This window comes from Conyzicola lurida (genome assembly GCF_014204935.1).
GTDB classification, from domain to species: Bacteria; Actinomycetota; Actinomycetes; order Actinomycetales; family Microbacteriaceae; genus Conyzicola; species Conyzicola lurida.
Genome location: NZ_JACHMJ010000001.1, coordinates 982,219 through 1,008,773, shown reverse-complemented (window position 1 = coordinate 1,008,773; position 26,555 = coordinate 982,219). Strand labels below are relative to the sequence as shown.

31 protein-coding genes and 1 pseudogene are annotated in these 26,555 nt (G+C 67.9%); 17 read left to right on the top strand and 15 right to left on the bottom strand.

All coding sequences use genetic code 11. The annotated features are described in order from the left end of the window. Window positions 1-383: 383 nt before the first annotated feature. The gene (locus tag HD599_RS04905; protein ID WP_221420439.1) at window positions 384-1,766 is read right to left on the bottom strand and encodes a DUF1214 domain-containing protein; all 1,383 of its coding nucleotides are present in this window, start codon (window positions 1,764-1,766) and stop codon (window positions 384-386) included. 224 nt (window positions 1,767-1,990) lie between these two features. Between HD599_RS04905 and HD599_RS04900 the strand changes: the two are divergent. Continuing rightward, window positions 1,991-2,582 (top strand): annotated as a pseudogene (locus HD599_RS04900) (recombinase family protein). Between the two features lie 100 nt (window positions 2,583-2,682). On the opposite strand, the gene HD599_RS04895 reads toward HD599_RS04900, so the two are convergent. After that, window positions 2,683-3,291 carry a TetR/AcrR family transcriptional regulator gene (locus tag HD599_RS04895; protein WP_184234152.1) on the bottom strand — a complete coding sequence of 203 codons (609 nt, stop codon included), beginning with the start codon at window positions 3,289-3,291 and terminating at the stop codon, window positions 2,683-2,685. A gap of 152 nt (window positions 3,292-3,443) precedes the next feature. Between HD599_RS04895 and HD599_RS04890 the strand changes: the two genes are divergently transcribed. Together HD599_RS04890 and HD599_RS04885 are read left to right on the top strand one after the other, a co-directional pair. Beyond that, window positions 3,444-4,361 (top strand): NmrA/HSCARG family protein, encoded by a 918-nt coding sequence (locus HD599_RS04890; RefSeq protein WP_184234150.1) that lies wholly within the window; start codon window positions 3,444-3,446, stop codon window positions 4,359-4,361. Next, window positions 4,358-5,305: an NADP-dependent oxidoreductase gene (locus HD599_RS04885; RefSeq protein WP_184234148.1), complete on the top strand. Its 948-nt coding sequence runs from the start codon at window positions 4,358-4,360 to the stop codon at window positions 5,303-5,305. Before HD599_RS04890 ends, HD599_RS04885 begins: the two co-directional genes overlap by 4 nt. Window positions 5,306-5,788: 483 nt before the next feature. Here HD599_RS04885 and HD599_RS04880 read toward each other — a convergent pair whose 3' ends face one another. The 3 genes from HD599_RS04880 to HD599_RS04870 form a co-directional block, all read right to left on the bottom strand. Further along, on the bottom strand, window positions 5,789-6,331 hold the full coding sequence (locus HD599_RS04880; RefSeq protein WP_184234146.1) for an RNA polymerase sigma factor: 543 nt from the start codon (window positions 6,329-6,331) through the stop codon (window positions 5,789-5,791). Next, entirely contained in the window at window positions 6,322-6,942 is a 621-nt protein-coding gene (locus tag HD599_RS04875; RefSeq protein ID WP_184234144.1) for a hypothetical protein, read from the bottom strand. The genes HD599_RS04880 and HD599_RS04875 overlap by 10 nt, the downstream gene beginning before the upstream one ends. Window positions 6,943-7,188: 246 nt before the next feature. Beyond that, window positions 7,189-7,797 (bottom strand): hypothetical protein, encoded by a 609-nt coding sequence (locus tag HD599_RS04870; RefSeq protein WP_184234142.1) that lies wholly within the window; start codon window positions 7,795-7,797, stop codon window positions 7,189-7,191. A gap of 137 nt (window positions 7,798-7,934) precedes the next feature. Here HD599_RS04870 and HD599_RS04865 point away from each other — a divergent pair, with 137 nt between their 5' ends. The 3 genes from HD599_RS04865 to HD599_RS04855 are packed head-to-tail and all read left to right on the top strand — an operon-like array spanning window position 7,935 to window position 9,992. Continuing rightward, complete coding sequence (locus HD599_RS04865) at window positions 7,935-8,192, top strand: hypothetical protein (protein WP_184234140.1); 258 nt, start codon at window positions 7,935-7,937, stop codon at window positions 8,190-8,192. Between the two features lie 9 nt (window positions 8,193-8,201). After that, window positions 8,202-8,993, top strand: a complete 792-nt coding sequence (locus tag HD599_RS04860; RefSeq protein ID WP_184234138.1) for an alpha/beta fold hydrolase — start codon at window positions 8,202-8,204, stop codon at window positions 8,991-8,993. Between the two features lie 9 nt (window positions 8,994-9,002). Further along, window positions 9,003-9,992 (top strand): bile acid:sodium symporter, encoded by a 990-nt coding sequence (locus HD599_RS04855; protein ID WP_184234136.1) that lies wholly within the window; start codon window positions 9,003-9,005, stop codon window positions 9,990-9,992. Here the strand turns inward: HD599_RS04855 and HD599_RS04850 are convergent. Beyond that, window positions 9,989-10,681 (bottom strand): SDR family NAD(P)-dependent oxidoreductase, encoded by a 693-nt coding sequence (locus HD599_RS04850; protein ID WP_184234134.1) that lies wholly within the window; start codon window positions 10,679-10,681, stop codon window positions 9,989-9,991. The two genes, HD599_RS04855 and HD599_RS04850, sit on opposite strands and share 4 nt — an antisense overlap. A gap of 101 nt (window positions 10,682-10,782) precedes the next feature. Between HD599_RS04850 and HD599_RS04845 the strand changes: the two genes are divergently transcribed. Next, window positions 10,783-11,652, top strand: coding sequence for a helix-turn-helix transcriptional regulator (locus HD599_RS04845; protein ID WP_184234132.1), 870 nt, complete (start codon window positions 10,783-10,785; stop codon window positions 11,650-11,652). A gap of 16 nt (window positions 11,653-11,668) precedes the next feature. Here the strand turns inward: HD599_RS04845 and HD599_RS04840 are convergent, their stop codons facing one another. Together HD599_RS04840 and HD599_RS04835 are read right to left on the bottom strand one after the other, a co-directional pair. Further along, on the bottom strand, window positions 11,669-12,322 hold the full coding sequence (locus HD599_RS04840) for a hypothetical protein (RefSeq protein WP_184234130.1): 654 nt from the start codon (window positions 12,320-12,322) through the stop codon (window positions 11,669-11,671). Between the two features lie 82 nt (window positions 12,323-12,404). After that, window positions 12,405-13,685, bottom strand: a complete 1,281-nt coding sequence (locus HD599_RS04835; protein ID WP_343061887.1) for a low temperature requirement protein A — start codon at window positions 13,683-13,685, stop codon at window positions 12,405-12,407. 93 nt (window positions 13,686-13,778) lie between these two features. On the opposite strand from HD599_RS04835, the gene HD599_RS04830 reads away from it, so the two are divergent. Continuing rightward, on the top strand, window positions 13,779-14,189 hold the full coding sequence (locus HD599_RS04830; protein WP_184234128.1) for a VOC family protein: 411 nt from the start codon (window positions 13,779-13,781) through the stop codon (window positions 14,187-14,189). A gap of 18 nt (window positions 14,190-14,207) precedes the next feature. On the opposite strand, the gene HD599_RS04825 is transcribed toward HD599_RS04830, so the two are convergent. Next, window positions 14,208-14,522, bottom strand: a complete 315-nt coding sequence (locus HD599_RS04825) for an SHOCT domain-containing protein (RefSeq protein WP_184234127.1) — start codon at window positions 14,520-14,522, stop codon at window positions 14,208-14,210. An 11-nt stretch (window positions 14,523-14,533) separates the two neighbouring features. Next, window positions 14,534-14,959: a DUF6325 family protein gene (locus HD599_RS04820; RefSeq protein ID WP_184234126.1), complete on the bottom strand. Its 426-nt coding sequence runs from the start codon at window positions 14,957-14,959 to the stop codon at window positions 14,534-14,536. A 148-nt stretch (window positions 14,960-15,107) separates the two neighbouring features. Here HD599_RS04820 and HD599_RS04815 point away from each other — a divergent pair, with 148 nt between their 5' ends. From HD599_RS04815 to HD599_RS04805, 3 genes are read left to right on the top strand one after another with little or no spacing between them, the layout of a single operon-like run. Next, window positions 15,108-16,649 carry an arylsulfatase gene (locus tag HD599_RS04815; RefSeq protein ID WP_184234124.1) on the top strand — a complete coding sequence of 514 codons (1,542 nt, stop codon included), beginning with the start codon at window positions 15,108-15,110 and terminating at the stop codon, window positions 16,647-16,649. Between the two features lie 4 nt (window positions 16,650-16,653). After that, a complete protein-coding gene (locus HD599_RS04810) occupies window positions 16,654-17,565 on the top strand; it encodes a formylglycine-generating enzyme family protein (protein ID WP_184234122.1) in 912 nt (303 codons plus the stop codon). Window positions 17,566-17,583: 18 nt separating this feature from the next. After that, on the top strand, window positions 17,584-17,976 hold the full coding sequence (locus HD599_RS04805) for an SHOCT domain-containing protein (protein ID WP_184234120.1): 393 nt from the start codon (window positions 17,584-17,586) through the stop codon (window positions 17,974-17,976). A gap of 13 nt (window positions 17,977-17,989) precedes the next feature. Here the strand turns inward: HD599_RS04805 and HD599_RS04800 are convergent, their stop codons facing one another. Continuing rightward, window positions 17,990-18,895 carry an HAD family hydrolase gene (locus HD599_RS04800; RefSeq protein WP_184234118.1) on the bottom strand — a complete coding sequence of 302 codons (906 nt, stop codon included), beginning with the start codon at window positions 18,893-18,895 and terminating at the stop codon, window positions 17,990-17,992. Window positions 18,896-19,011: 116 nt separating this feature from the next. Between HD599_RS04800 and HD599_RS18165 the strand changes: the two genes are divergently transcribed. Further along, window positions 19,012-19,134, top strand: a complete 123-nt coding sequence (locus HD599_RS18165; RefSeq protein ID WP_281381823.1) for a hypothetical protein — start codon at window positions 19,012-19,014, stop codon at window positions 19,132-19,134. A 9-nt stretch (window positions 19,135-19,143) separates the two neighbouring features. On the opposite strand, the gene HD599_RS04795 is transcribed toward HD599_RS18165, so the two are convergent. Continuing rightward, the gene (locus tag HD599_RS04795) at window positions 19,144-20,910 is read right to left on the bottom strand and encodes a S8 family serine peptidase (RefSeq protein WP_184234116.1); all 1,767 of its coding nucleotides are present in this window, start codon (window positions 20,908-20,910) and stop codon (window positions 19,144-19,146) included. 157 nt (window positions 20,911-21,067) lie between these two features. On the opposite strand from HD599_RS04795, the gene HD599_RS04790 reads away from it, so the two are divergent. The 4 genes from HD599_RS04790 (at window position 21,068) to HD599_RS04775 (ending at window position 22,999) form a co-directional block, all read left to right on the top strand. Then, the gene (locus HD599_RS04790; protein ID WP_221420649.1) at window positions 21,068-21,304 is read left to right on the top strand and encodes a DUF1272 domain-containing protein; all 237 of its coding nucleotides are present in this window, start codon (window positions 21,068-21,070) and stop codon (window positions 21,302-21,304) included. Between the two features lie 25 nt (window positions 21,305-21,329). Beyond that, entirely contained in the window at window positions 21,330-21,728 is a 399-nt protein-coding gene (locus tag HD599_RS04785; RefSeq protein WP_246376093.1) for a PPOX class F420-dependent oxidoreductase, read from the top strand. Window positions 21,729-21,809: 81 nt separating this feature from the next. Beyond that, complete coding sequence (locus HD599_RS04780) at window positions 21,810-22,232, top strand: VOC family protein (protein ID WP_184234112.1); 423 nt, start codon at window positions 21,810-21,812, stop codon at window positions 22,230-22,232. Further along, the gene (locus HD599_RS04775) at window positions 22,229-22,999 is read left to right on the top strand and encodes a putative protein N(5)-glutamine methyltransferase (protein WP_184234110.1); all 771 of its coding nucleotides are present in this window, start codon (window positions 22,229-22,231) and stop codon (window positions 22,997-22,999) included. Before HD599_RS04780 ends, HD599_RS04775 begins: the two co-directional genes overlap by 4 nt. On the opposite strand, the gene HD599_RS04770 is transcribed toward HD599_RS04775, so the two are convergent. Next, on the bottom strand, window positions 22,989-23,432 hold the full coding sequence (locus tag HD599_RS04770; protein WP_343061885.1) for a GNAT family N-acetyltransferase: 444 nt from the start codon (window positions 23,430-23,432) through the stop codon (window positions 22,989-22,991). The genes HD599_RS04775 and HD599_RS04770 overlap by 11 nt on opposite strands. 208 nt (window positions 23,433-23,640) lie before the next feature. Continuing rightward, window positions 23,641-23,814: a hypothetical protein gene (locus HD599_RS04765; RefSeq protein ID WP_184234108.1), complete on the bottom strand. Its 174-nt coding sequence runs from the start codon at window positions 23,812-23,814 to the stop codon at window positions 23,641-23,643. A 36-nt stretch (window positions 23,815-23,850) separates the two neighbouring features. On the opposite strand from HD599_RS04765, the gene HD599_RS04760 reads away from it, so the two are divergent. Beyond that, window positions 23,851-24,957 (top strand): glycerate kinase, encoded by a 1,107-nt coding sequence (locus HD599_RS04760; protein ID WP_184234106.1) that lies wholly within the window; start codon window positions 23,851-23,853, stop codon window positions 24,955-24,957. Window positions 24,958-25,043: 86 nt separating this feature from the next. Here the strand turns inward: HD599_RS04760 and HD599_RS04755 are convergent, their stop codons facing one another. After that, window positions 25,044-26,474, bottom strand: coding sequence for a helix-turn-helix domain-containing protein (locus HD599_RS04755; RefSeq protein WP_184234104.1), 1,431 nt, complete (start codon window positions 26,472-26,474; stop codon window positions 25,044-25,046). Window positions 26,475-26,555 lie beyond the last annotated feature (81 nt).

Here is a 26,555-nt window from a genome sequence, read left to right as displayed (position 1 = left end):
CGGATCTCCGTCGCATCCCACGTCCGTAAGACCACCGACTATCGGACCTTTAGACAGCAGTCTCGAAAAGCCCTGTGGTCAGATCGATGAAACCGAAAACGGTGAGACGTACTTCTGAGAGAGGTGGTCCCGCGGAACCCCGCCGACTCTGTTTCAACGCAACGCCAGTTCTGCGTGTCTCGGAGAAATTTTTGTTTTTCGAGACACGCAGAGCTGGCGGTTCATTGAGGCCTCGAGGCGGTCAGCCAACGTCAGAGTTGCCCGTCGAGGCGCACGCTACAAAGCCGCGACAGGCATCGAATGTGCGCCTCGTTACTCCGTCATTGCCGCGATCCCGGCGCCCCGGCAAGTACTGCTCTGCCTTTGCCTTTGCCTCTGAGTCACTAGCTCGCGACGATGTCGTTGAGTATCCAGGTGGCGTCGAATGCGGCGACCGTGGGGCCGTAGATTCGGAAATATGCAAACCATCCGCGCTCGGGGATCGTCTGCACCCATGCCGCATTGTCGCCTGAGGGTCTTTCCGGGCCGAAGGCGATAGAGATGCGGTCGGAGTCGAGTTTGCCGTCCAGCTCGAACATCGACCGGACCGCGGCGACTCCTTGATCGGTGTCTATCTGGGAGCGGGTCGAGGCGTCGTAGACGGTGAGAGACCAGAAAAGCCCAGCAGGCACGGGAAGCGGGACGTCGAGCGCGTAAGACCTGCCTCCGTCTAAATATTTGCCCTCAGAGTCGCGGGCTACGAACCAGTACAGGGAACCGCTCCCGGCTTGACGTCTGAACATCACCGGCGAGGATGCGATCGCCTGGTAAAACCATGTCTCTCGTGCTTCCACATCGACGCGGGAATCGATCTCGAAGTTCGCGTTCTCGGGACGGAGTGTGACCCATTCCCATTGCTGGCCGGCCCAGACCACCCGGTCGGTGCGGCGATCGGCCAGCGACTGTACTCGAAGCTGCGCATTCGCCTCGATCGCCGCTTCCGCAAGGATTCGCTCGATTCGCGCATCCGGTTCGAAAGGTGCGCCGGTGCGAATTCCGAGGGCCGCAAGCTCTCCCAGATAAGCGCGGTCTGCTTCGTGCACTGGTTCGGTATCCACGTACTCGTGCAGAAGACGCCAGTAGTCAAGGGTTCCCTCAACACCCAGCGGGGTGGTGTCCTGCGGTAAACCGGTCAAATCGATCCACTTCGGCTCTTCCCATCCGGGACGGCCGTCCACCGGAACTACCCTCACCGAGCGAAGCAGTTCCAGCGCTGCCGTCACGTCTCCGTCCCGGGGAATGGCCCGAAGGCCGACGACCACCCGGTTGCCGAATGTGTGGTGCACGTACCCCTCGTCGGGTATCTCGCCGTCATATCCTGCCGCCGCGAAGACGTGTCGCGCCCCCTTCCCCGCCTCGGGACCGGGAATGCCGAGGTCGGCGATCCAACTCTGGTCGACGTTCAGCGCGGCACCGACGATCGGGCCGGCCGGAACGTCAACTGCGATCGGCCCCTCGCTCAAATCAAGAAGCACTGGCGCGTAGGGGGTGTCAGAGTTGAGGGTGAAACCGACCTGCCCCGGACGGGTGTCCATCGTGCCAAAAACGCGATTCGTCCTGATGCCTGCGGCCTGGGTCCCAGTGAAGATCGCCATGCCCGACACGGCCGGAAAGAAGTGCTTGTACACCATCACGGCTCGCATTAAGTCCGCCGCATCATATGCGCGGGTCACCGTCTCGTTAGTGGGAAAGCCGCGAACGAAATCGTATTTCGTGGAAGTGGTCAAGGAAGCAGTCATACCCTCACAATCACCGACATGAAACCTAAATAGGTCACCCTGACGGGGTGGCCACTGCGTCATCCATCGCGTGAGGATGCGCCCTGCATTCAGCGGATTTGCCGGAACCGCGGAGCCGACAGGTCTCCTGCGCGCTGAGGGATCCCGATCCGAGACTAGGGCGGTTGGGGTCGGTGGTTGTTTCGGTGACGTAAGCGGACGAGATTGCGGGCATGAATGAACTACTAATCGGATACGCACGCGTGTCCACAGCTGATCAAGATCTCACCGCCCAACGACTCGCTCTTGCGAAGCTTGGAGTCGACCCCAGTCACATCTACACCAATCACGGCCTGACTGGCACCAATCGAGAACGCCCTGGACTGCGGGTCGCGCTTGCCTCGTGTCGCACTGGCGACACGCTCGTCGTTGCCAAGCTCGACCGCTTGGCACGGTCCCTCCGCGATGCGAGCGACATCGTCGACGAACTCACCCTCAAAGGGGGTGAAGCTGAGCATCGGCGGCTCGGTCCACGACCCGAAAGACCCGGTCGGCCGCTTGCTGTTCAACGTGCTCGCAATGGTCGCCGAGTTCGAGTCCGACCTCATTCGATCGCTAACGCGGGAAGGCATGGCGATCGCCAAGGCGAAGGGCCAGCTTCGCGGAAAGCAACCCAAGCTGTCTCTGCCACAGCAGCGGCACCTGATGGAGGTCTACCGAGCAGGGACGCACACGACGGCAGAGTTGGCCGAACTATTCAACGTCGCCCGGTCAACTGTCTATCGAACAGTCCAGCGGCAGGAAGGCGCGAAGGCCGGGAAATAGACCCGTTCAGGGACCCTCAAACAGACAGTCCCCGCGCGATCGAGAGGCCGTTGCCGTTCGCGATCATTCTGTTCTCGGTCGTATGCCGCGAGCTAGCACCCTAGCGGGAGTGGCGCGCCAGCAAAGGGAGCAGGGCCTCGTCGACGATGCGCTCGAAGTCGGCGCGATCGATGGGATGGCCGGTGATGTGGGGCAGGCCGGTCAGGAGCCCGATGACGGCGGCGAGCTCAATTGACCCTATCGGCCACTCGGGGTCAGCCCGTTCGGGAACGGCCACCCTCATCGCTGCTGCGGTCGCGTCGATGAATCGGTTTCGCAGTGCTCTGACGAGTTCGGTCTGATCGATGCCGGCACTCAGAAGGGCGCTGATAATGCGCTGGCGGCGCGGGTCCATGCACCCCGACGCCGCGATGATGCCCTCTAGGAGATCATCGCGGACGTTTCCCGTCGCAGTGGGAACGCTGGCGAAGGTGATCGTATCGACTGCGTCGGCCAGCAGGTCGGGGAGGTTTCCCCAGCGGCGGTAGACGGTGGACTTGCCGACGCCGGCGCGAGCGGCGATCGCTTCCATGCTGATCGCCCCGGGGCCTTGCTCGCTAATCAGGTCGAGGGCGGCGTCGAGGATCCTTGTATCGCGCCCGAGGTCTCGCGTGCGTCCTACGTTGCCGGCGGGGCGCTGGCGCAGCGAGGCTGGGGAATCGACAGTCATGGTGTTCTCCAGAATACCGGTGGGGTGTCGGGCGGTCGTCCGAAATGTGATCTGGGTGAAGCTATCCCGTTTCGATACGATCTTGTTTCGATACGGTATAGTATCAGTTTCTCGCGCACTTCCGATGTGCGTCCACTCATGAAGGAGACACGATGGTGAGGTTCAAGAAGGTGCTGGTAACCGGAGCCACGGGTATGCAAGGTGGTGCGGTTGTTCAAGCACTCCTGCGCGGCGGCCACTCAGTGACGGGGTTCGTGCGCAATCCCGAATCAGCGCCCGCCCGCGCGCTCACGCAGCAGGGCGTCGAATTGGCGGCCGGGAACCTCGATGACCTGGCGTCCCTGGAAGCGGCCAGCGCCGGGCATGACGCGGTGTTCTCCGTGCAGTTGTACGGCGACTCCGAGCAGGAACAGGCCCGGAACATCGCGACGGCAGCCAAGCGAGCCGGCGTCTCCCAGCTCATCCACACGTCCGTATCGGGCACCGGGTGGCGTAGCCGCTACCCGGATTACCGGCAGGACGGGCTGTTCCGGGCGTACTGGGACAACAAAGAGGGAGCGGAGGACGCGGTACGCCAGTCGGGCATCGACCGCTGGACGATCTTCAAGCCGGCCTGGTACATGGACAACGTGCTCCCCGGGAAACGCCTCGACATGTTCCCCGACCTTCCCGAGGGAAAACTCATGACGGCCACAGGACCGCAGACCGCGATGGCTCTGATCAATGCGGAAGACCTAGGGGCTGCCGTCGCGGCCGCCGTTGCCGACCCCGACACGTTCCACGAGGCCGAGATCGAGTTCGCCGGCGACGTGCTCACTTTTCGCGAGATTGCAGAGATTGTCTCCGCGGCCGCGAACCGACAGATCACGGCCGTCTTCCACGCTCCCGAGGAGTGGGAGCAGGTCACCGGGACGCACTATGCGGAAGGCCGACACTGGGACGACGTTGTCGGCTACCCGGCGCGTCCTCACCATGCCGCGCATTACGGGCTGAGCACCACGACTCTGAAACAGTGGTCTGCACGACAAGACTGGCGGCTCGCGGGTGCTGAGAGCGAGGGCGCGCGATGAAGGCCGTAGGGTTCACCGAATTCGGTGGCCGCGAGGTCATGCGCGTGCTGGAGCTGCCCGAACCTCATGCCGGCCCCGGGCAAGTGCGGATCAAGGTGGCCTCCGCTGCCGTGCACCCGGCCGACGCCAACATCCGTAAGGGCCTCTCTGCCCAGTACGACCCGGAATCGAACCCGCCGTCTGACGTGTATGTGGTCGGGTGGGAAATCGCCGGCACGATCGATGAGGTCGGCGACGGCGTGCGCCCCGAGCTGCGCGTTGACGTCGAAGCGATCGCCATCACAGAGCCGAAGCTGAATCTTGGCGGGCAGGCGCAGTACGTCGTCGTCCCGGCGGAATCGGTCGTCCTCGCACCGAAGGGAATCGACCTCACGGCAGCGTCGACCCTGCTGATGAGCGCTCTGACCGCACAGATGGGTATGGACGCGCTGGCGCTGACTCCCGGAGCAACTATCGCAGTGACCGGCGCGGCCGGCGGAATCGGCGGATACGCGGTCCAATTGGCGAAAGCGGCCGGCGCAACAGTCATCGCCGACGCAGCAGAGAAAGATCGCGACCTGGTCAAGAGCCTAGGAGCCGATCACGTACTCCCGCGAGGAACCGAATTCCCCGCCGCCGTTCGCCAGCTCCTCCCCGAGGGCGTGGATGGTGTCATCGACGGCGGATCAGTCGGCGACTCGATCGCCGCCGCGGTGCGCGACGGCGGCGCCATCGCCACCTTCAAGGGATTCTCCGGCGACACCGACCGGGGTGTCCGCTGGTTCCCCGTCTTCGTCTACGACCGCATCCGGGACACAGCAGCCCTCACGCGATTGCGCGACCAGGCCGAGTCCGGAGCGCTCACGCTCCGCGTCGCCGGCACCTACCCGCTCGAACAGGTCGTCGAAGCCCAACGACTCGTCGAGGAAGGCGGAGTACGGGGCCGTCCCGTGTTGGTGTTCTAACGGCTCGCGATCAACACTGGCTTCGCGGTCTCGCAACTAGCCAAAGCGAGTGCCCGATAGGCGATCGTCCAGCGGGCACCTGACTCCACGAACTTCACCGTCCGCGCAGCGAGGTTTAGTTGCATATCCCGTTTCGGCTGGCGCAGAGCTCGATCCGGCAACGCGAGGGCGGGACAGATGACTCAGCCGTGGCAACAGAATGGCAACACTTCGCGGAAAACGATCCGATTCGAAGCGATCCAGGATGACCCGAAAAGACTGAATTCACGCGGAAGTTGCCAGTGAATGGCACCATTTCAGGGGCTCCTTCCGCCCTCCGGAAGCAGGGGCGGCAGTTCGAATCTGCCGGGCGGTACCATACATCTCTCGCGGGTTGGGCCTGGTGATATCCCGAACCCACCCGTCCACGCGATCGGTGCGGGGTTGGGTCTGGCAGCAGGAAGTAGTCACCTGCGCAGCGGATACTAGACCAACGCGTGGAGTTCAGCCCTCGACGACGGTCGCGGACGAGAGGGCGTGATCGATGCCATCGACCGGGCTCAGGTGGGACCTGAGCGCGCTCAGGGCATATGAGTGGCGAGATCGTGTTGTGGACGCTGACACGTTCATGATCTTGCCGGCTTCGACGAGCGTGAAGCCTTCTCCGTAGACGAGGAAAATGACCTCTCTCTGCTTCGGCGGGAGTCGGCGGATAGCGAGCCGCAGTTCGACGGATTCGCCGTCGGCATCGGGCGAAGTCGTGCCGGCCACGATGTCGTCACGGATCCTGCTGGTAAGCACGATCCGCCGCCGACGACCTCTCTCGTGGTTCATCAAGACGTGCCGGGCTATGCCGAAAATCCACATGCGCGCCCGGAGATCGTCAGTCGGCGCGTCTCCGGCCCTCCGCCAGACGACGAGCATCGTCTCCCCTACGAGGTCCGCCGCCTCATCGCGCGGAGTTACTCGGCGAGCGAAGTAGGAGAACAGGTCGTCCACATTCGTCTCGGTGAGCGCGCTGATCCGTTCCCGCAGGCCTACCTGCATTGGGTCCCCGTCTCGATGGAGACGCCGTATTCCATGCCTTTGTCCGCCAGTTCCGCCCTGATCGCTGCCGTGACAGCGCTGGAGACAGCTTCGGCCTCGGCCCAGTGCGGGTCCGGGGTGGGTTCCGGCAATCCGGCCGCTTCTCGAGCAGCCTTCGCTGCTTCTTCCGCGAGGGCCATGGCTGACCGTTCTCCGGAAGGATGGTCGATCGCGTGTTGGATCGGCAGTGCAGCAATGTCGAGAGATCTGACGAATCTCTGTGCCACATCCATTGACGCCTCGGGATGTCTGTTCGACGCGAAGTCCGGGGTCACCTTGATGTCGATGTCGCAGACGACTCCGGATTCGAAGGTGAACGACGTCGACACCGGAGGCGGGAAGAGCACGTCCAGGGCAAACGGGATGGCGGCCGCTGCGACCACGGCACTGGATAGGGTGACTGCGGCGATCACGGCCGCCGCCCGGCGGCTCAGACGTCGAAACAGCAGACCGCCCCGGCCACGACCGGCCATGACTTCGGCCTCAGCGGAAGCGTCCATCAGCGCCTGATGCACGACCGTACTTACTGGCTCGCGGAGCGCGTCGCGGAGCATCGACTCGGGCGGCATCACTTCGACACCTCGGGATGGCACATGAGTGTGCCGTCGAGTCCGAGAATGTTCGGCGCCGCGAGAGTACGTCGGACGGTCATTCGGAACGCCCCTCCAGCATCGCGACGAGTATATGGGTCATGTCGACGGAAACCGTCGAGTATTCGTCGATGCTCAACAGGGTGGTGTCGGTCGAGGTTGGCATGCTGTCCGTTCGGTCGATTGCGGCCACGTACTACGTACATGTCCGGCACACCAAGAAACGTCCTAAGTGCCCACACTTCGAGGTGAAATCCCCCACGCGATGCCGACGAGCACCACCACTGCGGCGATAATCACCGCGGCGAAGACCAGCGGCACGCGCCATCCCGGCGTCCGCCCTTCCAGCCGCAGGGTGCGGAAGATCAGAGCGGTCTCGACCATCGCGACCACTCCGAGAAGCGGGAACTGCGGCAGCCATCCCCGCAGGGAACGCGCGTACTCCGCCTGCCAGCTCTGGTCCGCGGGCGGCCCTGCCAGTCCTCCGAGTCCGAAGAGGAAGCCAAGGAGCAGGGAGAACAAACCGAGCGCTATAACCACGATCTGTGCGACCCACCCGGGAATCGCGTAGCGGTAGGTGTCCACCCGGATGAAGCAGAGCATTCCCGTTCCGAAAACCAGAACACCCGTGAGCACTCCGAAGGCGACGCCGAGTTGCGCTCCCTCGTCACCGGAACCGTCCACCAGGACGAACTGGTTGGCACTTCGCGAGCCCATCCAACTGAGGAAGTACCCGCCCGACAGGGTGAGGACGGCGAAGGCCGCGCTGAGGACGAAACGGAACCCGATGTCTCGCGCGGCCGTCACCACCGGTTGCGCCGAGCTGTTGTCCGTCATGTTCCGAGGCTAGGAGCAGCGAGCCCGCGGGCGCGTCATCCGCTCGTCGGCCCTGTCCGACCGTGCGGATGATATCCGTGCCGCATCCGAGCGCGAGGACCGGGCACCGTCACCGCCCACGCGGCTAGAGTCACACCATGCCGAAGCGCTGGTCGTACGCGACGAAGGTCACGCTCATCGCGCTCGCTGTCATCTTCGTACCGGCGGCCCTGCTCGACGGCTGGTGGTACCTCGTGTGGGCCGATGAGGGCGTACGCGGCCCGTTCAGACTCGGATTCCTTCCGGCAGCGCTCTGGTTCCTTCCCGTCGTCGCGACCGTGGCCATTCTCGTCACCTTCTTCTCCGGCGACGTCCCCGGCTCCGAACGGCCGGATGATGACGGTGCCTCCCGGTAGCCTCGCACCGTGTTTGCACATGAATCAGGCTCCGGCACCCCGCTCGTCCTCCTCCACGGCTTCGGCCTCGACCACCGCAGCCTGCTCCCCCTCGACCCGACGTTCGAGCGTTCCGGCGACTGGCGGCGCATCTACCTGGATCTGCCCGGTGCGACCCGATCGCCGGCGACAGGCATGAAGAGCACGCAGGATGTCGCGGACGCCGTCGTCGCCGAAATCACGTCCCGCCTCGGCGACGAGCCGTTCGCGGTCCTCGGCAACTCGTTCGGCGGCATGATCGCGCGCCACGTCGCGCACGAACTCCGCCCGCAGGTTCTCGGGCTCGCGACCCTGGCCGGCGTCTTCGTCGCCCCACACCCGCAACGCACCGTACCGCCGCGCACCGTGCTGCACCGCGACCCCGACATCGAACCGCTCCTCGGAGCAGCCCTCGACCAGTATCGCGAAGACGCCGTCGTCGAATCGACGGACGACGCCCGCGCGTTCTTGGCGCACATCCTGCCCGGCATCGAGGGCGCCGACGCACAGGCGATCGACCGCATCGCAGCGCACTACGCGCTCGACCTCGAACCCGAAGACGCGCACCCCAAACCGTTCGTGCAACCGACGTTGCATCTCACCGGCCGACAGGACGACGTCGTCGGCTACTCCGACGCGTGGAACCGCATCGACCACTACCCCCGCGCCACCTACGCCACGCTCGACGCGGCCGGCCACAACGTCGTCATCGAGCAGGCGGGCCTGTGCTCCGCCCTCGTCACCGATTGGCTGCAGCGGATGCGTCGGGAGCCGCGCCCCTAGGCTGAGCGGATGAGCACCGTCGTCGCCTGGTGGGAGCGCCGGCAGGTCGTGCTCTATCTCGCCGCGATCCTTCTCGGCGCCGCGGTCGGTATGGGCGCGCCATCCGTCGCCCCGGTTCTGACTCTCGCCGTCTACCCGGTCTTGGCGCTCCTGCTGTTCGCCACGTTTCTCGCCGTGCCGCTGATCGAGGTCGGCCGGGCCTTCCGCGACCGGCGTTTCGTCGGCACGGTGCTCGTCGTGAACTTCGTCGTCGTCCCGGTCGTGGCGTGGGCTCTCTCCCGCTTCGTCGCCGACGACCGCGCGCTGGTGATCGGCGTGCTGCTGGTGCTGCTCACCCCGTGCGTCGACTACGTGATCGTGTTCACCGGGCTGGCCGGCGGCGCAAAGACCCGGCTGCTGGCCGCGGCACCGCTGCTGATGCTCGCGCAGGTGCTGCTGTTGCCGCTCTACCTGTTGCTCTTCCTCGGCGAGGAGGCCGCGGGGCTGATCGAGATCGGCCCGTTCGTCGAGGCGCTCCTGCTGCTGATCGTCGCGCCGCTGGCAGGCGCCGCCGTCGTGCAGGCGCTCGCGCGCCGGTTCCCCGCGGCAGCTCTCCTGGTCAGAGTCATGGCCGGGGCGATGGTGCCGCTCATGATGCTGACCCTCGCGGTCGTCGTCGGGTCCCAGATCGCTGCGGTCGGCGCCCAGGCGACCGCGCTCTTGCGGCTCGTTCCGATCTACCTGGCGTTCTTGACGATCATGGCCGTGGTCGGTCTGGCCGCGGGCCGGGTGGCACGTCTCGACGTGCCGGCGGTGCGCGCCGTCGTCTTCAGCGGCGCGACCCGCAATTCGCTGGTCGTGCTTCCGCTGGCCCTAGCGCTGCCCGCGACACTCGGCCTCGCGCCGCTCGCCGTCGTCACCCAGACGCTGGTCGAACTCGTCGGGATGGTCGTCTTCGTGCGCCTGGTGCCGTGGCTGACTCCCGGCCGAAAAGGCCGGGAGCCAGCGCGCCGGGACTAGAACGCGGCGATACCCGCGCGGTCGATAAACGTGCCGGTCGCGCCCGAACCGCCGCGCGTCGCGAGCTCGACAATCGCGTCGGTGCCCTCCGTCACGGTCTGCGTGCCGCTGTGGCCGTTGAGGTCGGTGGCCGTGTAGCCCGGGTCCGCGGCGTTGATGCGGATCTCGGGGAACGCCTTCGCGTACTGCACGGTGAGCATTGTCACGGCCGACTTCGACGACGTGTAGAGAGGGGCGACGATCTGCGACTCGATGCGGTCGGCGTCGAGCACGGAGCTGAACGAGCCGAGACCGCTCGTCACGTTGACGATGGTCGGGGCGCTGGATTCGCGCAGCAACGGGAGGAACGCGCTGGTCACCCGCACGACGCTGATCACGTTCGTGCCGAAGACCTCGAGTGCGTCATCCGCCGTCAGGTCTTCGACTGCACGATGCGGGCCGATGATGCCGGCGTTGTTGATCAGCACGTCGAGGCCTCCCTCGGCGGCGACCGTCTGGGCGGCCGCGGCGACGGAGGCGTCGCTCGTCACGTCGAGCTGCACGAAGCGGGCACCGAGCGTGTCGGCGGCGCGGGTGCCGCGCTCGTCGTCGCGTGCGCCGATCCAGACGGTGTGGCCGGCTTCGATGAGTCGGCGGGCGGTTTCGAATCCGAGGCCCTTGTTGGCCCCGGTGATGAGTGTTGTTGTCATGTGCCGAGTCTGCGCCGGGCCGCCGCCCGTGTCGTGGCCCGCCTCAGCATGAGGACTGGCAGTACCAGTCAGGATGCCGCGTCCGCTGTCACACTGGAGAAATGACCCCCGATCCCCACGGCGACCTCGGCGCACTGCTGCACTCCTGGCGCGACCGCCTCTCCCCCGTCGACGTCGGATTCCCCGCGGGAGATTCGCGCCGCGCGGTCGAGCTCCGCCGCGAGGAGCTCGCGATGCTGGCCGGCCTCAGCGTCGACTACATCGTGCGTCTCGAGCAGGGCCGCGCCCGCCGGCCCTCCGCCCAGGTCGCCGCCGCGCTCGCCCGGGCCCTGCAGCTGAGCGATACCGAGCGCGACCACCTATTCGTGGTGGCCGGGCTGCTGCCGCCGACGCCGACCGACGTGCCCAGCCACATCCCGCCCGGCGTGCAGCGCATGGTGGCGCGGCTGGGCGAAACACCCATCGCCGTCTTCACCGCGGCGTGGGATCTGCTGACGTGGAGCCCGCTCTGGGCGGCCTTGCTCGGCACGCCGGCCACGACCGGCACGCAGCGGCCCAACCTGCTGCGCGCGCACTTCGGCGGAACCGGACTCGGCCACGACGAAATGCAGCTGGTCAGCCGCTCCGGATCCACGGGCGCGTTCGAAGCCTCGCTCGTCGCCGACCTGCGTCGTGTCCACGGGCGTTATCCCGCGGACCTCGGGGTGACCGCCCTCGTCTCCGAGCTCACGGAGTCGAGCCGGAGATTCCGGGAGCTCTGGGACAGCGGGGACGTGGCCGAGCACCAGTCCGAGCGCAAAGTGGTGCACAGCGACATCGTCGGCGACGTCGAGGTCGACTGCGACGTGTTCACCGTCGCGGGCACCGACCTGCGCATCGTGGCGTACACGGCGGCGACGGGGTCGGAGGCGGCCGAGAAGCTCGACTTCCTGCGCGTCTCCGCGGTCGCCGCGGTGTCCCGCGCCCGTTAGAGCAAAGCGGTGACGATCAGCTGAACGGCTTGGGGCACGCGTCGATCACCGCGGCCGCGGCCGCGGTGCCGTACAGGTCGCCGAGGCCCGGGAACCAGCCGGTCGACGGCCAGGACGCGATGTACGTCTCGCGCTCCGGGGCCGCCGCATTGCCGATGTCGTTGGCCGCGTAACACGGGGCCAGGAACTCGGTGAGGTAGTCGTAGTAATACCCGATCTGCGCCGCGTTCATCGGCGGCGGGGAGACGACCACCGCGGTCTGGCACAGGTACACCGCGACGGCGTCCGCTTCGCTGCGCACGGTCGTGCCGGTGCGGCGGGAGACCCCGACCTCGTCGGTCTTGCGGTCGAGGGCGAGACCGCTGTCGATGTAGCACTCGTCGAGCGCGTCGACGTAGGTGTATCCGGGCGTGAAACCGACGAACGCGGCATCCGGCCTCACCGCATCCGGATACGACCCCGTCACCTGCAGCCAGCTCGCCTCCACTCCGGCGAGGCGCTCCTGCTCGATCTGGTCGGGAGTCAGGACGTCGGATGCGGGAAGGGGTCCGAGGTCGGGTATCTCGATGCTGGATGCCGCGGCCGGCGCCTGCGCGTCGGTGCAACCGCTGACCAGCACGACGCCGACGACGGCGAGCGCGAGGAGTCGGGCGGATGCGGGGATGTGCACGGCAACTCGTTTCGGTCGGAAAGGCTCGACGTGCAGAAGCCTGACGCTACTCTCCTTGGGCCGGTCTGCGAGTAACGGCCCGTCAGCTTTCCCGCCGCACGTCCTGTTCGACGTGCCGGTACCCCGCGGTCTCGTAACCGACGGCCACCACGAACGGCGACAGCATCACGACGATCAGGCACCAACCCAGCGGCAGCCCGGCCCCGGCGAAGGCCACCGCGAGCACGAGGAACACCACCATGCCGACCGCCAAGACGATGTGCAGCGGGTCCACCGCGCGGAACAGCACCGAGTACAGCACGAAGTAGGCGATGCAGAACACGAAGACCGGGATCGCCACCGACAGCACGACCCCGACCGTGCCGATCGAGGTCTCGCCCTCCGCCGCGTAGGCGGCCACGTGCAGCCCGGCGCCGACGGCCGCGACGGAGGCGAACAGCAGGATGTGCCCGTAGCCCCACACCCACTTGCGCCGGCGGTGCCGGGAGAGCACCGGGGCCGACGGCACGATGAAGTAGGTCCACCAGAGCCCGAAGGTGAGGCCGGTGCCGGCGATCACGATGAGCACGGCCTCGCCGGTCCACCCGAGGTGCGCGACCACGGCGCTCACCGCGGCGATGGTGCCGAGCACACCCTCGCCGAGGGTGATCATGACGAGCAACCCATAGCGCTCGACGATGTGATGCGCGTTCCACGGTGTTCCCTGCCAGGAATCGCTCGCGACATCCGCGTCCAGGGTCGCGTAGGTGTGACCGACGAATTCGGCGATCCAGAGCAGGGAGAGAATCGCGGCGAGCAGTGGCACGCTCTCGATGCGCATAAACGCGACTGTCACCCAGGCCGCCTGGATGGCCGCGTTGTACCCGACGTAGCGCAGCGCCACCCGCCTGCTGACCGGGTCCTGCTTGGCCACCCGCGCCCACATCGCGATGAGCGACGTGCGCATCACGACGTAGCCGACCGCGACGACCCGGTAGTCGAACGGCTCCCCGGAGTCGAGCGATTCGAATACCGCGGGAATACCGAGCGCGAGCACGATGACGCCCACCATCTGCACCATCGTCAGCAGCCGTTGCGCCCAGTCGTCGGTGTCGTACGCTGACGAGAACCAGGTGTAGTTGATCCAGGCCCAGCAGACCGACAGCACGACGAAGAGGAACCCCCACACCGCCGTCGACAGACGGCCCTCGGCGGTGAAGTGCGCGAGCTCGTCGCCGGCCTGCGCGAACGCGACCACGAAGGTCAGGTCGAAGAGAAGCTCCAACGGGGTCGTCGTGCGGTGGCGCTCCCCCGGATCGCGGCCGATCATGCGCCGAAGGCCGTGCGGTCTCGCGAACTCGACGGTGGTATCCGGCCCAGACACGGCAAACAGATTAGTGAGCGCGGGTCGCGCCCGTCTAGCCGATCGAGCAGGATCCGAGAAGCGCCACCGCACTCCCCGGAATACATTGCCGGTATGACAGTCGCACTCCAGTACATCAACATCACCGTCAACGACGTCGACGAGTCGATCGCCTTCTACGCCGACGCTCTCGGGCTCGAGGTACGCAACGACGTGCCAGCCGGCCCCTACCGCTGGGTCACCCTGGGCAGCGACGCGCAGCCCGGTGTGGACATCGTCATCTCGGTGCCCCACGCCGGCCGCTCGCAGGCCGACGGCGACGCCCTGCAGGAGCTGCTCACCAAGGGCGTGCTGCCCATGCTGATCTTCCGCGCCGACGACCTCGACGCGACGTTCGAGCGCGTGCGTGCCTCGGGCGCCGAGGTGCTGCAGGAGCCGATCGACCAGCCGTGGGGACCCCGCGACTGCGCCTTCCGCGACCCGTCGGGCAACACCGTGCGCATCACGCAGGCGCCGGCCGCCTAGGTCGGCCTACCAGCCGCGTCAGCCCAGCAGCTTCGCTTTCGCCGCCGCGAACTCCTGGTCGGAGAGCGCCCCGGCCGCGTGCAGCGACTCCAGCTTCTGCAGTTCGCCGACGAGATCGACGCCTGCAGTGCCAGGAGCGATGGATGCCGCGGCCGGCGCCGCCGCCTGCTGCTGCTCCGCCTCGTACTGCTGCTGTTCCCACTGCTCGGTCGCGCGCTGTTGCTGGTGGCGCCGCATGCCGCCGCTCACCGCGGTCGCGGTGCCGGCGACCACCGCGGTGCGGGCGGCGAGGCCGAGGAGTCCGGGGCGTCCGACGCGTCGGAAGAGGGGCATGGCGTGGTTCCTTACTCTGCGAGCGCGGCGAGCGCCGCGTTGACGACGAGGGCCGGGATGCGGTCGGTGTGCACGACGAAACCGCCGGCATCCGACATCCGGTTCGCCAGCTTTTTCGCCCAGAGCATCTCGACCACCAGCAGTGCGGCGGACGAGCCGAGCGGCAGGTCCTCGGCGAGTTCCCGGATGTCGTCGTCCGAGGCCAACCCGCTGGCCTCGAGTTCGACCGTGCCGAACCCGTACTCGTCGCTGACGTCTTCGATGTCGACGGCGGTGATCTCGCCCGTCGCCGAGCGGGAGACGATGACGAGGTCGAGCAGCCGGATCGTCTCGGACTCGATCAGCTCGCTGATCGCCTCGAGCACGGCCGGTGTCGGTCCGCCTGCGGGGAAGGCGACGAGCAGCAGCTCAACGGGGCCGTAGTCGAATTCGGACATCGGTGACTCCTACCGGTCGGTCTCTGGGGGCCCGTCGATTGTGTGCCGGGGTCGGGCGCGGTTCCTCACCCCGCGGGGGTGACGAACCGCCATCCCCGGCGCATCAGGATCGATGAGTCACCCGTCGTATCGACCAAGGAGAGCATTCATGCCCAACGGCAAGCCGAACATCCTCGTCATCTGGGGGGACGACATCGGCATCACCAATCTCAGCTGCTACAGCGACGGCCTCATGGGCTACCGGACCCCGAATATCGACCGCATCGCCGACGAGGGCATGCGCTTCACCGATTCCTACGGCGAGCAGAGCTGCACCGCCGGCCGCTCGTCGTTCATCACCGGGCAGAGCGTCTTCCGCACCGGCCTCAGCAAGGTCGGCATCGCCGGGGCCGACCTCGGCCTGCGCGCCGAAGACCCGACGATCGCCGAGCTGCTCAAGCCGCTCGGCTACGCGACGGGGCAGTTCGGCAAGAACCACCTCGGCGACAAGAACGAGTTTCTGCCGACGGTGCACGGTTTCGACGAGTTCTACGGCAACCTGTACCACCTCAACGCCGAGGAGGAACCGGAGGCCGCGAACTGGCCGCCGAAGGAGGACTTCCCGAACTTCGACGAGATGGCCCGCCCCCGCGGTGTCATCCATTCGTGGGCGACCGACGAGTTCGACGACACGGTCGACGGGCGGTACGGGCCGCGCGGCAAGCAGCGTATCGAGGACACGGGGCCGCTCACCAAGAAGCGCATGGAGACCATCGACGACGTGGTGGTCGAGGCGGCGCGCGACTTCATCGGCCGGGCCGTCGACTCCGGCACGCCCTTCTTCACCTGGGTGAACACGACCCACATGCACTTCCGCACCCACCCCAAGCCCGAGAGCATCGGGCAGTCCGGACGCTGGCAGTCCGAGTACCACGACACGATGATCGACCACGACGCCCTGGTCGGCACCCTGCTCGACCGCCTCGACGAGCTCGATATCGCCGACGACACGATCGTCATCTACTCGACCGACAACGGGCCCCACATGAACACGTGGCCGGATGGCGGAATGACGCCGTTCCGCAGCGAGAAGAACACGAACTGGGAGGGTGCCTTCCGCATCCCCGAGATGATCCGCTGGCCGGGCCACATCCCCGCGGGTGTCGTCTCGAACGAGATCGTGCAGCACCACGACTGGCTGCCGACGTTCCTCTCCGCGGCGGGCGCCCCCGACACCGTCGAGGAGCTCAAGAAGGGCAAGACCATCGGCGAGCGCACCTACAAGGTGCACATCGACGGCTACGACCTGTTGCCGTATCTCACGGGCGAGGTCGACACGAGCCCGCGCAAGGGGCTCGTCTACTTCTCCGACGACGGCGACGTGCTCGCGCTGCGCTTCGACAACTGGAAGGTCGTCTTTATGGAGCAACGGGTGCAGGGCACCCTACAGGTCTGGTTTGACCCGTTCGTCCCGCTGCGGGTGCCGAAGCTCTACAACCTGCGCACCGACCCGTTCGAACGCGCCGACGTGACGTCCAACACTTACTTCGACTGGCTGTTCGACAACGCCTACCTGGTCTTCGCGGCTACCGGGTTGGTCGCCCAGTTCCTCGCGACCTTCGAGGAGTTCCCGCCGCGACAGAAGGCGGCGACGTTCAGCATCGACCAGGCGGTCGACAAGCTGCGGGCCTTCCTCTCCGGCGGGGACTGACGGGATGGACCAGCTGGCCGCGCTCGACACCTCCGTCTGGATCGACGGCGCCGAGTTCACGATGGGCTCGGACTCCCACTACCCGGAGGAGGCTCCCGCGCGCCGGGTGTCCGTCGACGGGTTCCGGCTGGACGCGGCATCCGTCACCAATCGGCAATTCGACGAATTCGTGACGGACACCGGTTATATCAGCGTCGCGGAGCGGCCGCTGGACCCCGCCGACTTCCCTGGCGCTCCCGCCGAGAACCTGCAGCCCGGCTCGATGGTGTTCACCGGCACGCCGGGACCCGTCGACCTGCGGCACCTCAGCCAGTGGTGGGCATGGATACCGGGGGCGTCGTGGCGTCGACCGTTCGGCCCGGCCTCCTCGGTTCGCGGTCTCGACCGGCACCCGGTGGTACACGTCGCCTACGAGGACGCCGAGGCGTACGCGGTCTGGGCGGGACGCCGCCTGCCGACCGAGGCCGAGTGGGAGCTCGCGGCTCGCGGGGGCCTCGAGCACGCCGAGTACACCTGGGGCGACGATGCCGAGACCGACGGCGAACCGCGCGCCAACTATTGGCACGGCGACTTCCCGTGGCGGGCGCGCCCCGGCTACGGCGCCACGACGCCGGTCGGGTCGTTCGCGCCGAACGGGTTCGGGCTCTACGACATGGCCGGCAACGTCTGGGAGTGGACCAGCGACTGGTACTCGCAGCCGTCGCCGGCCGACGGCTGCTGTGCCCCGGCCAACCCGGTTGGCGGGAGCAGGGAGCAGAGTGTCGACCCGCGGCAACCTGCGATGCCGCGCAAGGTCGTGAAGGGCGGCTCGTTCCTGTGCGCCGACAGCTACTGCCGGCGCTACCGGCCCGCCGCCCGCCGGCCGCAGATGATCGACACCGGCATGAGCCACCTCGGCTTCCGCTGTGCCGGCTGACCAACAAAGGACACCGTGATGAACGATCTCTTCAGCAGCCTCTGGAACGTCCTCTGGCTCTGCTTCTGGGGCGTGGCGCTCCTCGGCTACCTCGTGTCCGTCGTCGTCGTGCTCGGCGACCTGTTCCGCGACCACGGGCTGAACGGGTGGTGGAAGGCGGTGTGGATCTTCTTCCTCGTCTTCCTGCCGTTCCTCACCGTGCTCGTCTACGTGATCGCGCGCGGCCCCGGCATCGTCGACCGGCTCGGCGACAGCGAGGAGCGCGCCGCGGCCGAGACCTACGACCCTCCGGCGCCGATGGCCGCGCCCGCGAGCGAAATCGCCCGGGCCAAGGAACTGCTCGACCAGGGCGTCATCACCGCGGGCGAATTCGATGCCCTCAAGAGCAAGGCGCTCGGCAACCGCTTCTAGCCGGTCATTCCGGTCACTCGGGGAAGACCACGTCCCAGTCGTCCTTGACGCTGACCACGGTGAACTCCCCCGCCGCCGCCCGCTCCAGCGCCCGCTCGGCACCCCTGTCGTACGGCGGGTCGCCGCGGCCGGTGTCGTCGTCGTGCCGCACGAGGAGGCCGAGTCCGTTATTGCCCGCCGCGTACTCGAGCATCTCGAGGTCGCCGTTCGAGTTGCCCGCGGCGAGGATCGGCCGCCGCCCGATGCGGCTCCAGACGCGCACCGGTTTCTCCGGCCCGTCGTCGAAAAACGAGAGGGATTTCCCGTACCGTACCTCGCCGTCGGCGTACTCGAGCCCGAACGCCGAGCCGACCACCCGCTCGGGCGGGATGCCGTAGTAGTCGAGCGTCATCGGCCGCATGAAGTCGCGCTCGCCGCCCGACACGATGTAGCAGGTGAACCCGTTCCCCTCGAGGTAGCGCAGCAGTTCGATCATCGGCTGGAACACCGCTCCGCTGTACGGACGCTTCAGCGTGAGGTGCTGTGCGTCCCGGTAGAACGCAGCCACCGATTCCTCGTAGTCGTCCACACTGACGCCCTCCGTAGAACGGAGGATCGCCGCGATGATCACCCCCAGGTCGCTGTCGTCGCCGGCGTAGTGTTTGTCGACCGCGCTTCCCATCCAGCCCAGGTCGTTCATGACGACCGCTTTATAGGGCTGGATGTCGGCGAGCGTCGGGTCTGCGCGCGCCGCCGCCGCCCACTGCTGCACCAGGAAGTGCAACTGGGTCGGCATCGGTTTCTCGGTCCAGAGCGTTCCGTCGTTGTCGAAAACGGCGACGCGCTCGACCGGCGGCAGGCCGTGCGCGACGACACCCTCGACGAACGACACGATGGCGGAGCGCGCGGCCCCGTCACGCCACGACGGGAGTTCGGTCATCCCCACACACTGGGTGCGGCCCCGTGCCCGTGCACCACCCCGCCGGGGTGAGTGCCCGAATCCCCCGTAATCAATCAGTAGTTACCGCCCGAATTCGCGAACAACTGTCATGTGGTTTGGGAAAACTTGTGGTGGCCGCCCGCGAGGTACGCCGGCTCGTCTCGACTGTGGTCGCCCAGGGCATCGGGACGTGGTTCCTGCTGTTCGTTGTGCTGCCGTCGGTCGACTCGCAGTTCTAGCCTCCGGCGCTATCGCCCCACCGCCCGCAGCGCGTTCACGATGCCCGAGCCGTAGAACCCGTTCGTGAACCGCGACCCCTCGCAGGTGGCCGTCGACGTGCGGACGATGATCGAGCCGTCGGGCTGCGGCACCCGGCGCGTGTAGGTGATCGTCGGCGGCTGCGGGCACGCGGAGCGCGTCGCGCTCGCCTTGAGTGCCAGTTCCACCGCCCGGGCCGGCAGGGTGCGTCCGCCGCGCTTCCAGTCGGGCAGGCCGTAGTGGCTCACGATGAGGGCGGCGACTCCGGCCGCGTGCGGTGACGCCATCGAGGTGCCCTGCAGGTACTGGTAGTACCCGCACGTCGTCCCGGCGGCGTTGCAGCTCTTGAGCACGTACGGCACGGTCGGGTTGCCGGCCGCGTCCACCTCGCCGTTCGCGACGGCTAGCGACGAGGGGTAGGCCGCGAGGATCTGCGTCGGGTAGGAGAGATCGCCGGTCGGGGTGTCGTACGCGTCGCCGCCGGGAGCCGCGACGTCGATGTACCCGTTGCCGTAATCCGAGTAGTACGCCTTGCGCAGGCTTGGCCCCGTGCTGCTCACCGAGACGACCCCGGCGCCCTCGGACGGCATCGACGTGCAGCTGGCCGGGTCGAGGAGGTCGCGCGTGTACGCCACCTCGCCCGGTACGTCGGCGAAGTCGGGGCTCGACGAGTCGGTGAGGGGCTTCGTATAGTCGGTCGCGCCATTTCCGGCCGCCGAGACGAGCGTCACCCCGCGGTTGCGCGCGAAGTCGAGGGCCCGCTGCATGGCGCGCACGATCGTGATCTGCTCCTGCCGGTCTTCGGGCGAGTCGGCCGGGTGGTTGCTGCAGTTGAACAGCCACGGGTCGACGTAGTAGCTCATGTTGATCACGTCGATGCCGTTGCGGCCGGCATAGGTGAGCGCGTCGAGGGAGGGCTGCAGAAAGAAGTAGCCCGAGTCCTGGCCGGCGCGCAGGTTCACGATGGTGACGTTGGGCGCGACGCCCGCGATGCCGATGCCGTTGATCGGCGAGGCGATCGTCGAGGCCACGTGCGTACCGTGTCCGTCCTCGTCGACGTTGGCCGGGTCCTCGCAGGACTGGTCCGGTTCTTCCTCGCACGGCCCGTCGATCGAGTCCCCGTTCGCGTCGACCGGGATGTCGGTGGTGAAGTTGCGGCTGAGCGCCGCGTCGAAGTTGGGCGCGATGTCGGGGTGGGTGCCGTCGACGCCGGTGTCGAGGATGCCCACGAGCACACCCTTCTTGCCCGGTTCGTAGCGGTAGGACCCCGCGCTGGTCGCGCCGATCTGCTGCATGTCCCACTGCAGGCTGGCGAGCGGTTCGTCGGTCGGCGTGGTCGGCTTCGGCCGCTTGCTCTGCGCGGCGACGGCCGCGGCCCCGCGCGCCTCGGACTCCGCCGGGTCGAGCTTCTCGGCGTCGCCGTTCGCCCGGCGGTTCGATGGCACGTCGCCGATGATCCGGTTGCGGGCCGTGCCCTCGATGACCGGCTGCGCGTCGGCCGCTGCCGCGAAACCGGCGTTCGTCGTCACCACCGTGGCGACGCCGACGTCGGTGTTCTCCTCGACGATCGTGCCGCCGGCCGCGGCGATCGCGGCGTGCGCGGCAGCGGGGGCGGTGCCCGCCACGTACAGCACCACGAATTCCTGTTCGCCGGGCGCCTCGACGGCGGTCGCCCCGAGTGCGGTCGAGGGGCCGGACACCACGAACGAGGTGACGACGAGAGCGGCGATAGCGGCGGCGGAGACGAATTTCGACATGTCGGATCCAGCTTCCCTGTCAGTGTGTGCGCCGATACTGGCACGCCCGCGCGAGACCCCGGCCGAGGGGTTGCGGCCGCGACGGCACCGGGTGTACTTGGCACCATTTCGACGGCGGGTGGCAGCGCCGTCGGGCCAGAATTGAGCCGTGCTGGAAATGCGACCCAACTGCGAGTGCTGCGACCGAGACCTCTCCCCCGGCGACGCGCACGTGTACATCTGTTCGTTCGAGTGCACGTGGTGCCCGGCGTGCGTCGACGGGTTCGAGAACCGTGCCTGCCCGAACTGCGGCGGCTCCCTCACCCTCCGACCGACCCGGTCTCCGGAGAAGCTGGCGGACAACCCCGCATCGACCGTCCGCGTGCTGGCGGAGGACTGTGTGGCGACGCGCTGACCGCGACTCCGCATAGGCTCGTCGAATGAGCCCGACCACCACGATGCTGACCGACGAGGGCGCCCGCTTCGTCGCCGAGCGGCACCTCGCCACGCTGTCCACCCTCTCGCCGGACGGGTCGATCCACGTCACCGCGATCGGCTTCACCCTGCACGACGGCGTGGTGCGCATCATCACGACGGACGGACGGCAGAAGATCCGCAACATCGAACGCAACGGCCACGCCACTGTCGCCCAGGTCGAGGGACGTCACTGGATCAGCTTCGCGGGCAGGGCCGTGATCGAGCGCGACCCGGCCGACGTCGCGCACGCCGTCGAGCTGTACTCGGCCCGTTACCGCGCACCGCAGCCGAACCCGGAGCGCGTGGTCATCCGCTTCGACGTCGACAGGGTGCTCGCCTCGAGCGGCCTCCGCGCCGACTGAACCCGTTCGCAACAGGCCCTCGTGCGGCATCCCGTGTCTGCTCCATAATCAGACGGGGAACCGACAACGAAGGAGTTTCGTATGACCGTGTTGTTCAATCCGTATCTCAGCTTCGACGACAACGCCCGGCAGGTGATGGAGTTCTACCACTCGGTGTTCGGCGGAAAGCTCGAGATCAGTACCTTCGGCGAATTCGGCATGAGCGACGACCCGGCCGAAAAGGACAAGGTGATGCACTCGCAGCTCACCGCCGACCTCGGCTTCGTGCTGATGGCCTCCGACACCCCGAAAGCGATGGGCTTCCAGCCGGGGGCCGGCTACTCGCTCTCGTTCAGCGGCGACGACGACGTCACGCTGCGCAAGCTGTGGGCAGACCTGGCCGACGGCGGCGAGATCACGCTCCCCCTCGACCAGGCTCCGTGGGGCGACGTCTTCGGCCAGGTGAAAGACCGTTTCGGCGTCAGCTGGATGGTGAGCATCGCGACGCCCGCTGCGGCTGAGTGACGTCGACCGCGGCCACGGTCGCGCGACTGCGCGCCGCGGGCTGCGTCTATGCGGAGGAGGAGGCCGCTCTCCTCGCCGAGGCGGCCGACTCCCCCGCGTCGCTCGAATCCCTCGTCTCCCGGCGCGAGACAGGTGAACCCCTCGAATACATCCTGGGCTGGGTCGAATTCCACGGGGCCCGGATGGCGGTGGGCCCGGGAGTCTTCGTGCCGAGACGGCGCACCGAACACCTCGTGAACGAGGCGGCCGCGCTGCTCGTTCCGGGTTCCGTCGTGGTCGACCTGTGCAGCGGCTCGGGCGCGATCGCGGCCGCCCTCGCCGCCACAAAACCCGGCATCGAGCTGTACGCCACCGAGATCGACGCCGCCGCGCTCGACAGCGCGCGCCGCAACGTGGGCGCCGCCGGCACCGTGCTCGAGGGCGACCTGTTCGCGCCGTTGCCCGCCTCCCTGCGCGGGCGGATCGACGTGGTCGTCGCGAACGCCCCGTACGTGCCGACCGGCGAGATCGCCCTGATGCCTCCGGAAGCGCGCGAGCACGAGGCCGCGGTGGCACTCGACGGCGGCGGAGACGGCCTCGACGTGCAACGACGTATCGCCGCCGAGGCGCCCGGCTGGCTCGTGCCGCGCGGCCACCTGCTGTTCGAGACCAGCGTGCGTCAGGGCAACCTCAGCCGCGCCATCCTCGACGCCGCCGGCTTCGACGCCCGGCTCGCCCGCTCGACGCGTCTCGACGGCACCGCCGTGATCGGCAGGCTCAGGCCGTGAGCGCGTCCCGTACCAGGTAGAGGTCGACGCCGTCGTCGCTCTCGTCGACGAACCCGTGGCGCGCGTAGAGGCGGGAGGCGGCGCTGCCCCGCAGCACGTTGATACGGAACGGCCTGCCGTCGGCGTACTCGTTCAGCACGCGGGCGAGCACCGCGCCGCCGATGCCGCGCCCCTGCGCGTGTTCCGCGAGGTAGAAGTGCTCGATCCAGGTCTCCGCGTCCTCGCGGCGGATCGCGATCGAACCGGCACCCCGCCCCTCGACCTCGATCACGAGGGTACGGGCCGGGTCGAACCCGCCGAGGAAGCGCTCGCGCACCCGCACGGGGTCGAACACCCCGAGGCGCTCGAGGTCGGGGCGCATCACGACCGCCCGCAGTTCGGCGATCCACGCGGCATCTTCGTCGGTGCTCTGCCGAAGGAGGAAGTCTGTCACCCGTCTATCCAAACACCCGGGCACAGAAATGCCCGGCACCTCACGCGAGTGTGGTGCCGGGCATTCCGAGCGGTCTAGCGGTCCTTCGAGTCGGACTTGGCCTTCTTGTCGGCCCGCTTTTCCTTCAGCGACTTGGAGGCGGCAGTCTTTGCCGTCGACTTCTTGGGTGATTTGTCAGCCATGGTGACTCCCTCGATTAGGTGGTGCGTTAGCCGTCGATACGCTTCAGTACGTGAATGGGGACTGCGACGCCCAGCGAGGTGATGAGCAGGCCGGCGAAGAAGCTCAGCAGCTCGAAACCTTCGATGGTGAAGGAGTAGCCCATCAGCAGGATTCCTCCGACGAAGAGACCCAGGGACACGACGAAGGCGATGACGTTCATGCTGTGATTCTAGCGGCTCGCGATACGCTGACGAACATGTCACTGTCGATTGTCATCGCCCCCGACTCCTTCAAGGGTTCGCTCTCCGCCCGGGACGTGGCCGACGCGATCGCGGCGGGCTGGCGCAGCGTCCGCCCGCACGACTCCCTCACCCTCGTGCCCCAGGCCGACGGTGGCGAAGGCACGCTGGACGCGGTCGAGGCGGCGGTGCCCGGTTCCGTGCGTCGCGGCGCCGGTCTCGTCACCGGTCCGGACGGGCGGCCGACCCCCGGCGAATGGCTCGAGCTGCCGGGCGGCGTGGCCGTCGTCGAGCTGGCCCAGGCGAGCGGGCTCCCCCTGATGCGGTCGCTCGACCCGCTCGGCGCGACGACCCGCGGTCTCGGCGAGGTCATCCGCGCGGCGCTCGACGCGGGCGCGACGTCGCTCGTGATCGGCCTCGGCGGCTCGGCCTCGACCGACGGCGGCACCGGGGCACTCTCCGCCCTGGGGCTCAGACTGACGGATGCCGCGGGCGCGACACTCGCCGACGGCGGCGCCGCGCTCGCCCGGCTCGCCGCGGTGGACGACGCCGCCCTGATCCCGGCGCCGCCCGGCGGCGTTCTGCTGCTCAGCGACGTGACGGCGCCGTTACTCGGCCCGGCCGGCGCGGCCGCGGTGTTCGGACCGCAGAAGGGCGCGGGACCGGTCGAGGTCGCGCAGCTCGACGCCGCGCTCGCGACCCTCGCCTCCGTGCTCGGCGGCGACCCCGCGCTGCCCGGCACCGGTGCGGCCGGCGGCACCGGCTACGGCTTCGAGGCCGCCTGGGGTGCGCGCATCGAATCGGGTGCCGACTACCTCGCGGGTCTCGGCGGGCTGGGCGCCGCCGTCGACGGCGCGCAGGTTCTGCTGCTCGGCGAGGGCCGCTTCGACACCCAGTCGCTCGGCGGCAAGGTCGTGGGCCAGCTGCTGCAGCGCGCGGAGGCGCACGGCGTGCGGCCGGGCGTCATCGCGGGGCAGGTCGCCGCGACCGCGGTCGTCGGCGGCGAACCGGTCTGGACCTGCGCCCTCGTCGACATCGCCGGATCGCTCGACGCCGCGATCGCCGAGCCCGCGCACTGGCTGCGCGAGGCGGGTGCGGCGGCGGCGCGCCACTTCGGTGGTTGAGTAACGCCGTCAATGGCGTATATCGAAACCACGGCCTCGAACCGTGGTTTCGAAACGGCTGCGGGCGGCCCGCTCGACCAGCACCCTCAATCGCCGCCGTGACGCTTGAGAAACTCGTACAGCTCCTGGTCGTCGACACCGGGGAACGTGCCCGACGGAAGCGGCGACAGGATGTGCGCGTGCAATTTCGCACTCGACCAGGCCCGGCCCCGCCAGCGCTCGGATAGTCGCGCGTCCGGGTGGCGGCAGCACGCGTCATCCGGGCATGACGAAGCCAGCCGGTTCTCGGTCTCGCGACCCCGGAACCAGGTGGAGTGCACGAACGGCACCCCGACCGAGATCGAGAATTCTCCCGCGCTCGTCGTGCCGGTCTGGGTGGAGTCGAAGAACGTGCCCTCGGGGGTATCGGTGTATTGGTAGAACTCGGTCGTGCGGTTGGTGCGGCCGAACGCGACCCGCGCGCTCCAATGCCGGCAGACGAACTGCCCCTCCGTTGACCCCGTGACGTCGACGGGCAGGCGCAGGCCGTCGTTCTCGTATGCCTTCGCCACCGCGCCGTCGTCGCCCACGCGCAGAAAGTGCACCTCCATGTCGAGGTACGCGGTCGCCAGGTTGGTGAAGCGCAGGGCTGCGCTCTCGTGCGTCGTGCCGAAAGCGTCGCGGAAATCCTCGACGGCGATGTCGTGGTTTGCTTTGGCACGGGCCAGGAATTCGACGGCCTGCGTGCGCGGCATAAGGCAGGCCGCCGCGAAGTAGTTGATCTCGAGCCGCTGCTGCAGGAATTCGGCGTAGCTGGCCGGTTCCTGGTGTCCGAGCAGCCGGTGCGCCATGGCCTGAAGCGCCATCGAGCGCAGCCCGTGGCCGCCGGGGATCGATGCGGGCGGGAGGTAGATCCGGCCGTGGTCGAGATCGGTCACCGAGCGGGCCGAGTGTGGCAGGTCGCCCACGTGCACCAGTTCGAAGCCGAGCCGCTCGGCCATACGCGTCACCGAGCGGTGTGTGAGCGCCCCGCCGACGTGGCCGACCGCGACGACCTCGTCCTCGGCGAGCCGCTCGATGTCGACGAGGTGGTTGTCCAACGACCGCATCCGCTGGCGCAGCTCGGTGTTCGCCCGCCTGGCCTCCTCGGGGGTCGCGACAGCCTCCTTCGACTTCCGGGCGAGCTCGCGGTGCAGGCCGACGAGCGCGGTCAGCGTCTCGTCGGCCATGCCTTTCGCCGGACGCACCGTGGGTAGACCCAGCGCAGCGTAGACGTTGCCCCGCTGCAGCCGCTCGAGCTCGATCTCGAGACCGGCGCGCTCGCTGGGCGGCGCGTCGTCGAGCAGGTCGCCGACGGTCACTCCCAGGGCCCCGGCGATCTCGCCGATGAGGCTCAGCCGGGGTTCCCGACGACCGTTCTCGATGAGCGAGAGCTGGCTGCCGGCGACGCCGACCGCCTGTCCGAGCTGGTCGAGGGTCAGTCGGGCGGCCGTGCGGAAATGGCGGACGCGGTGGCCGAGAGTCGCAAGATCCTTCATTACGCGACATTAGCGAAAGAACAGTGGATCTTTCTACGGTCGCACCCTAGATCGCCGGGTACGGGTCGAATCAGCATGTAA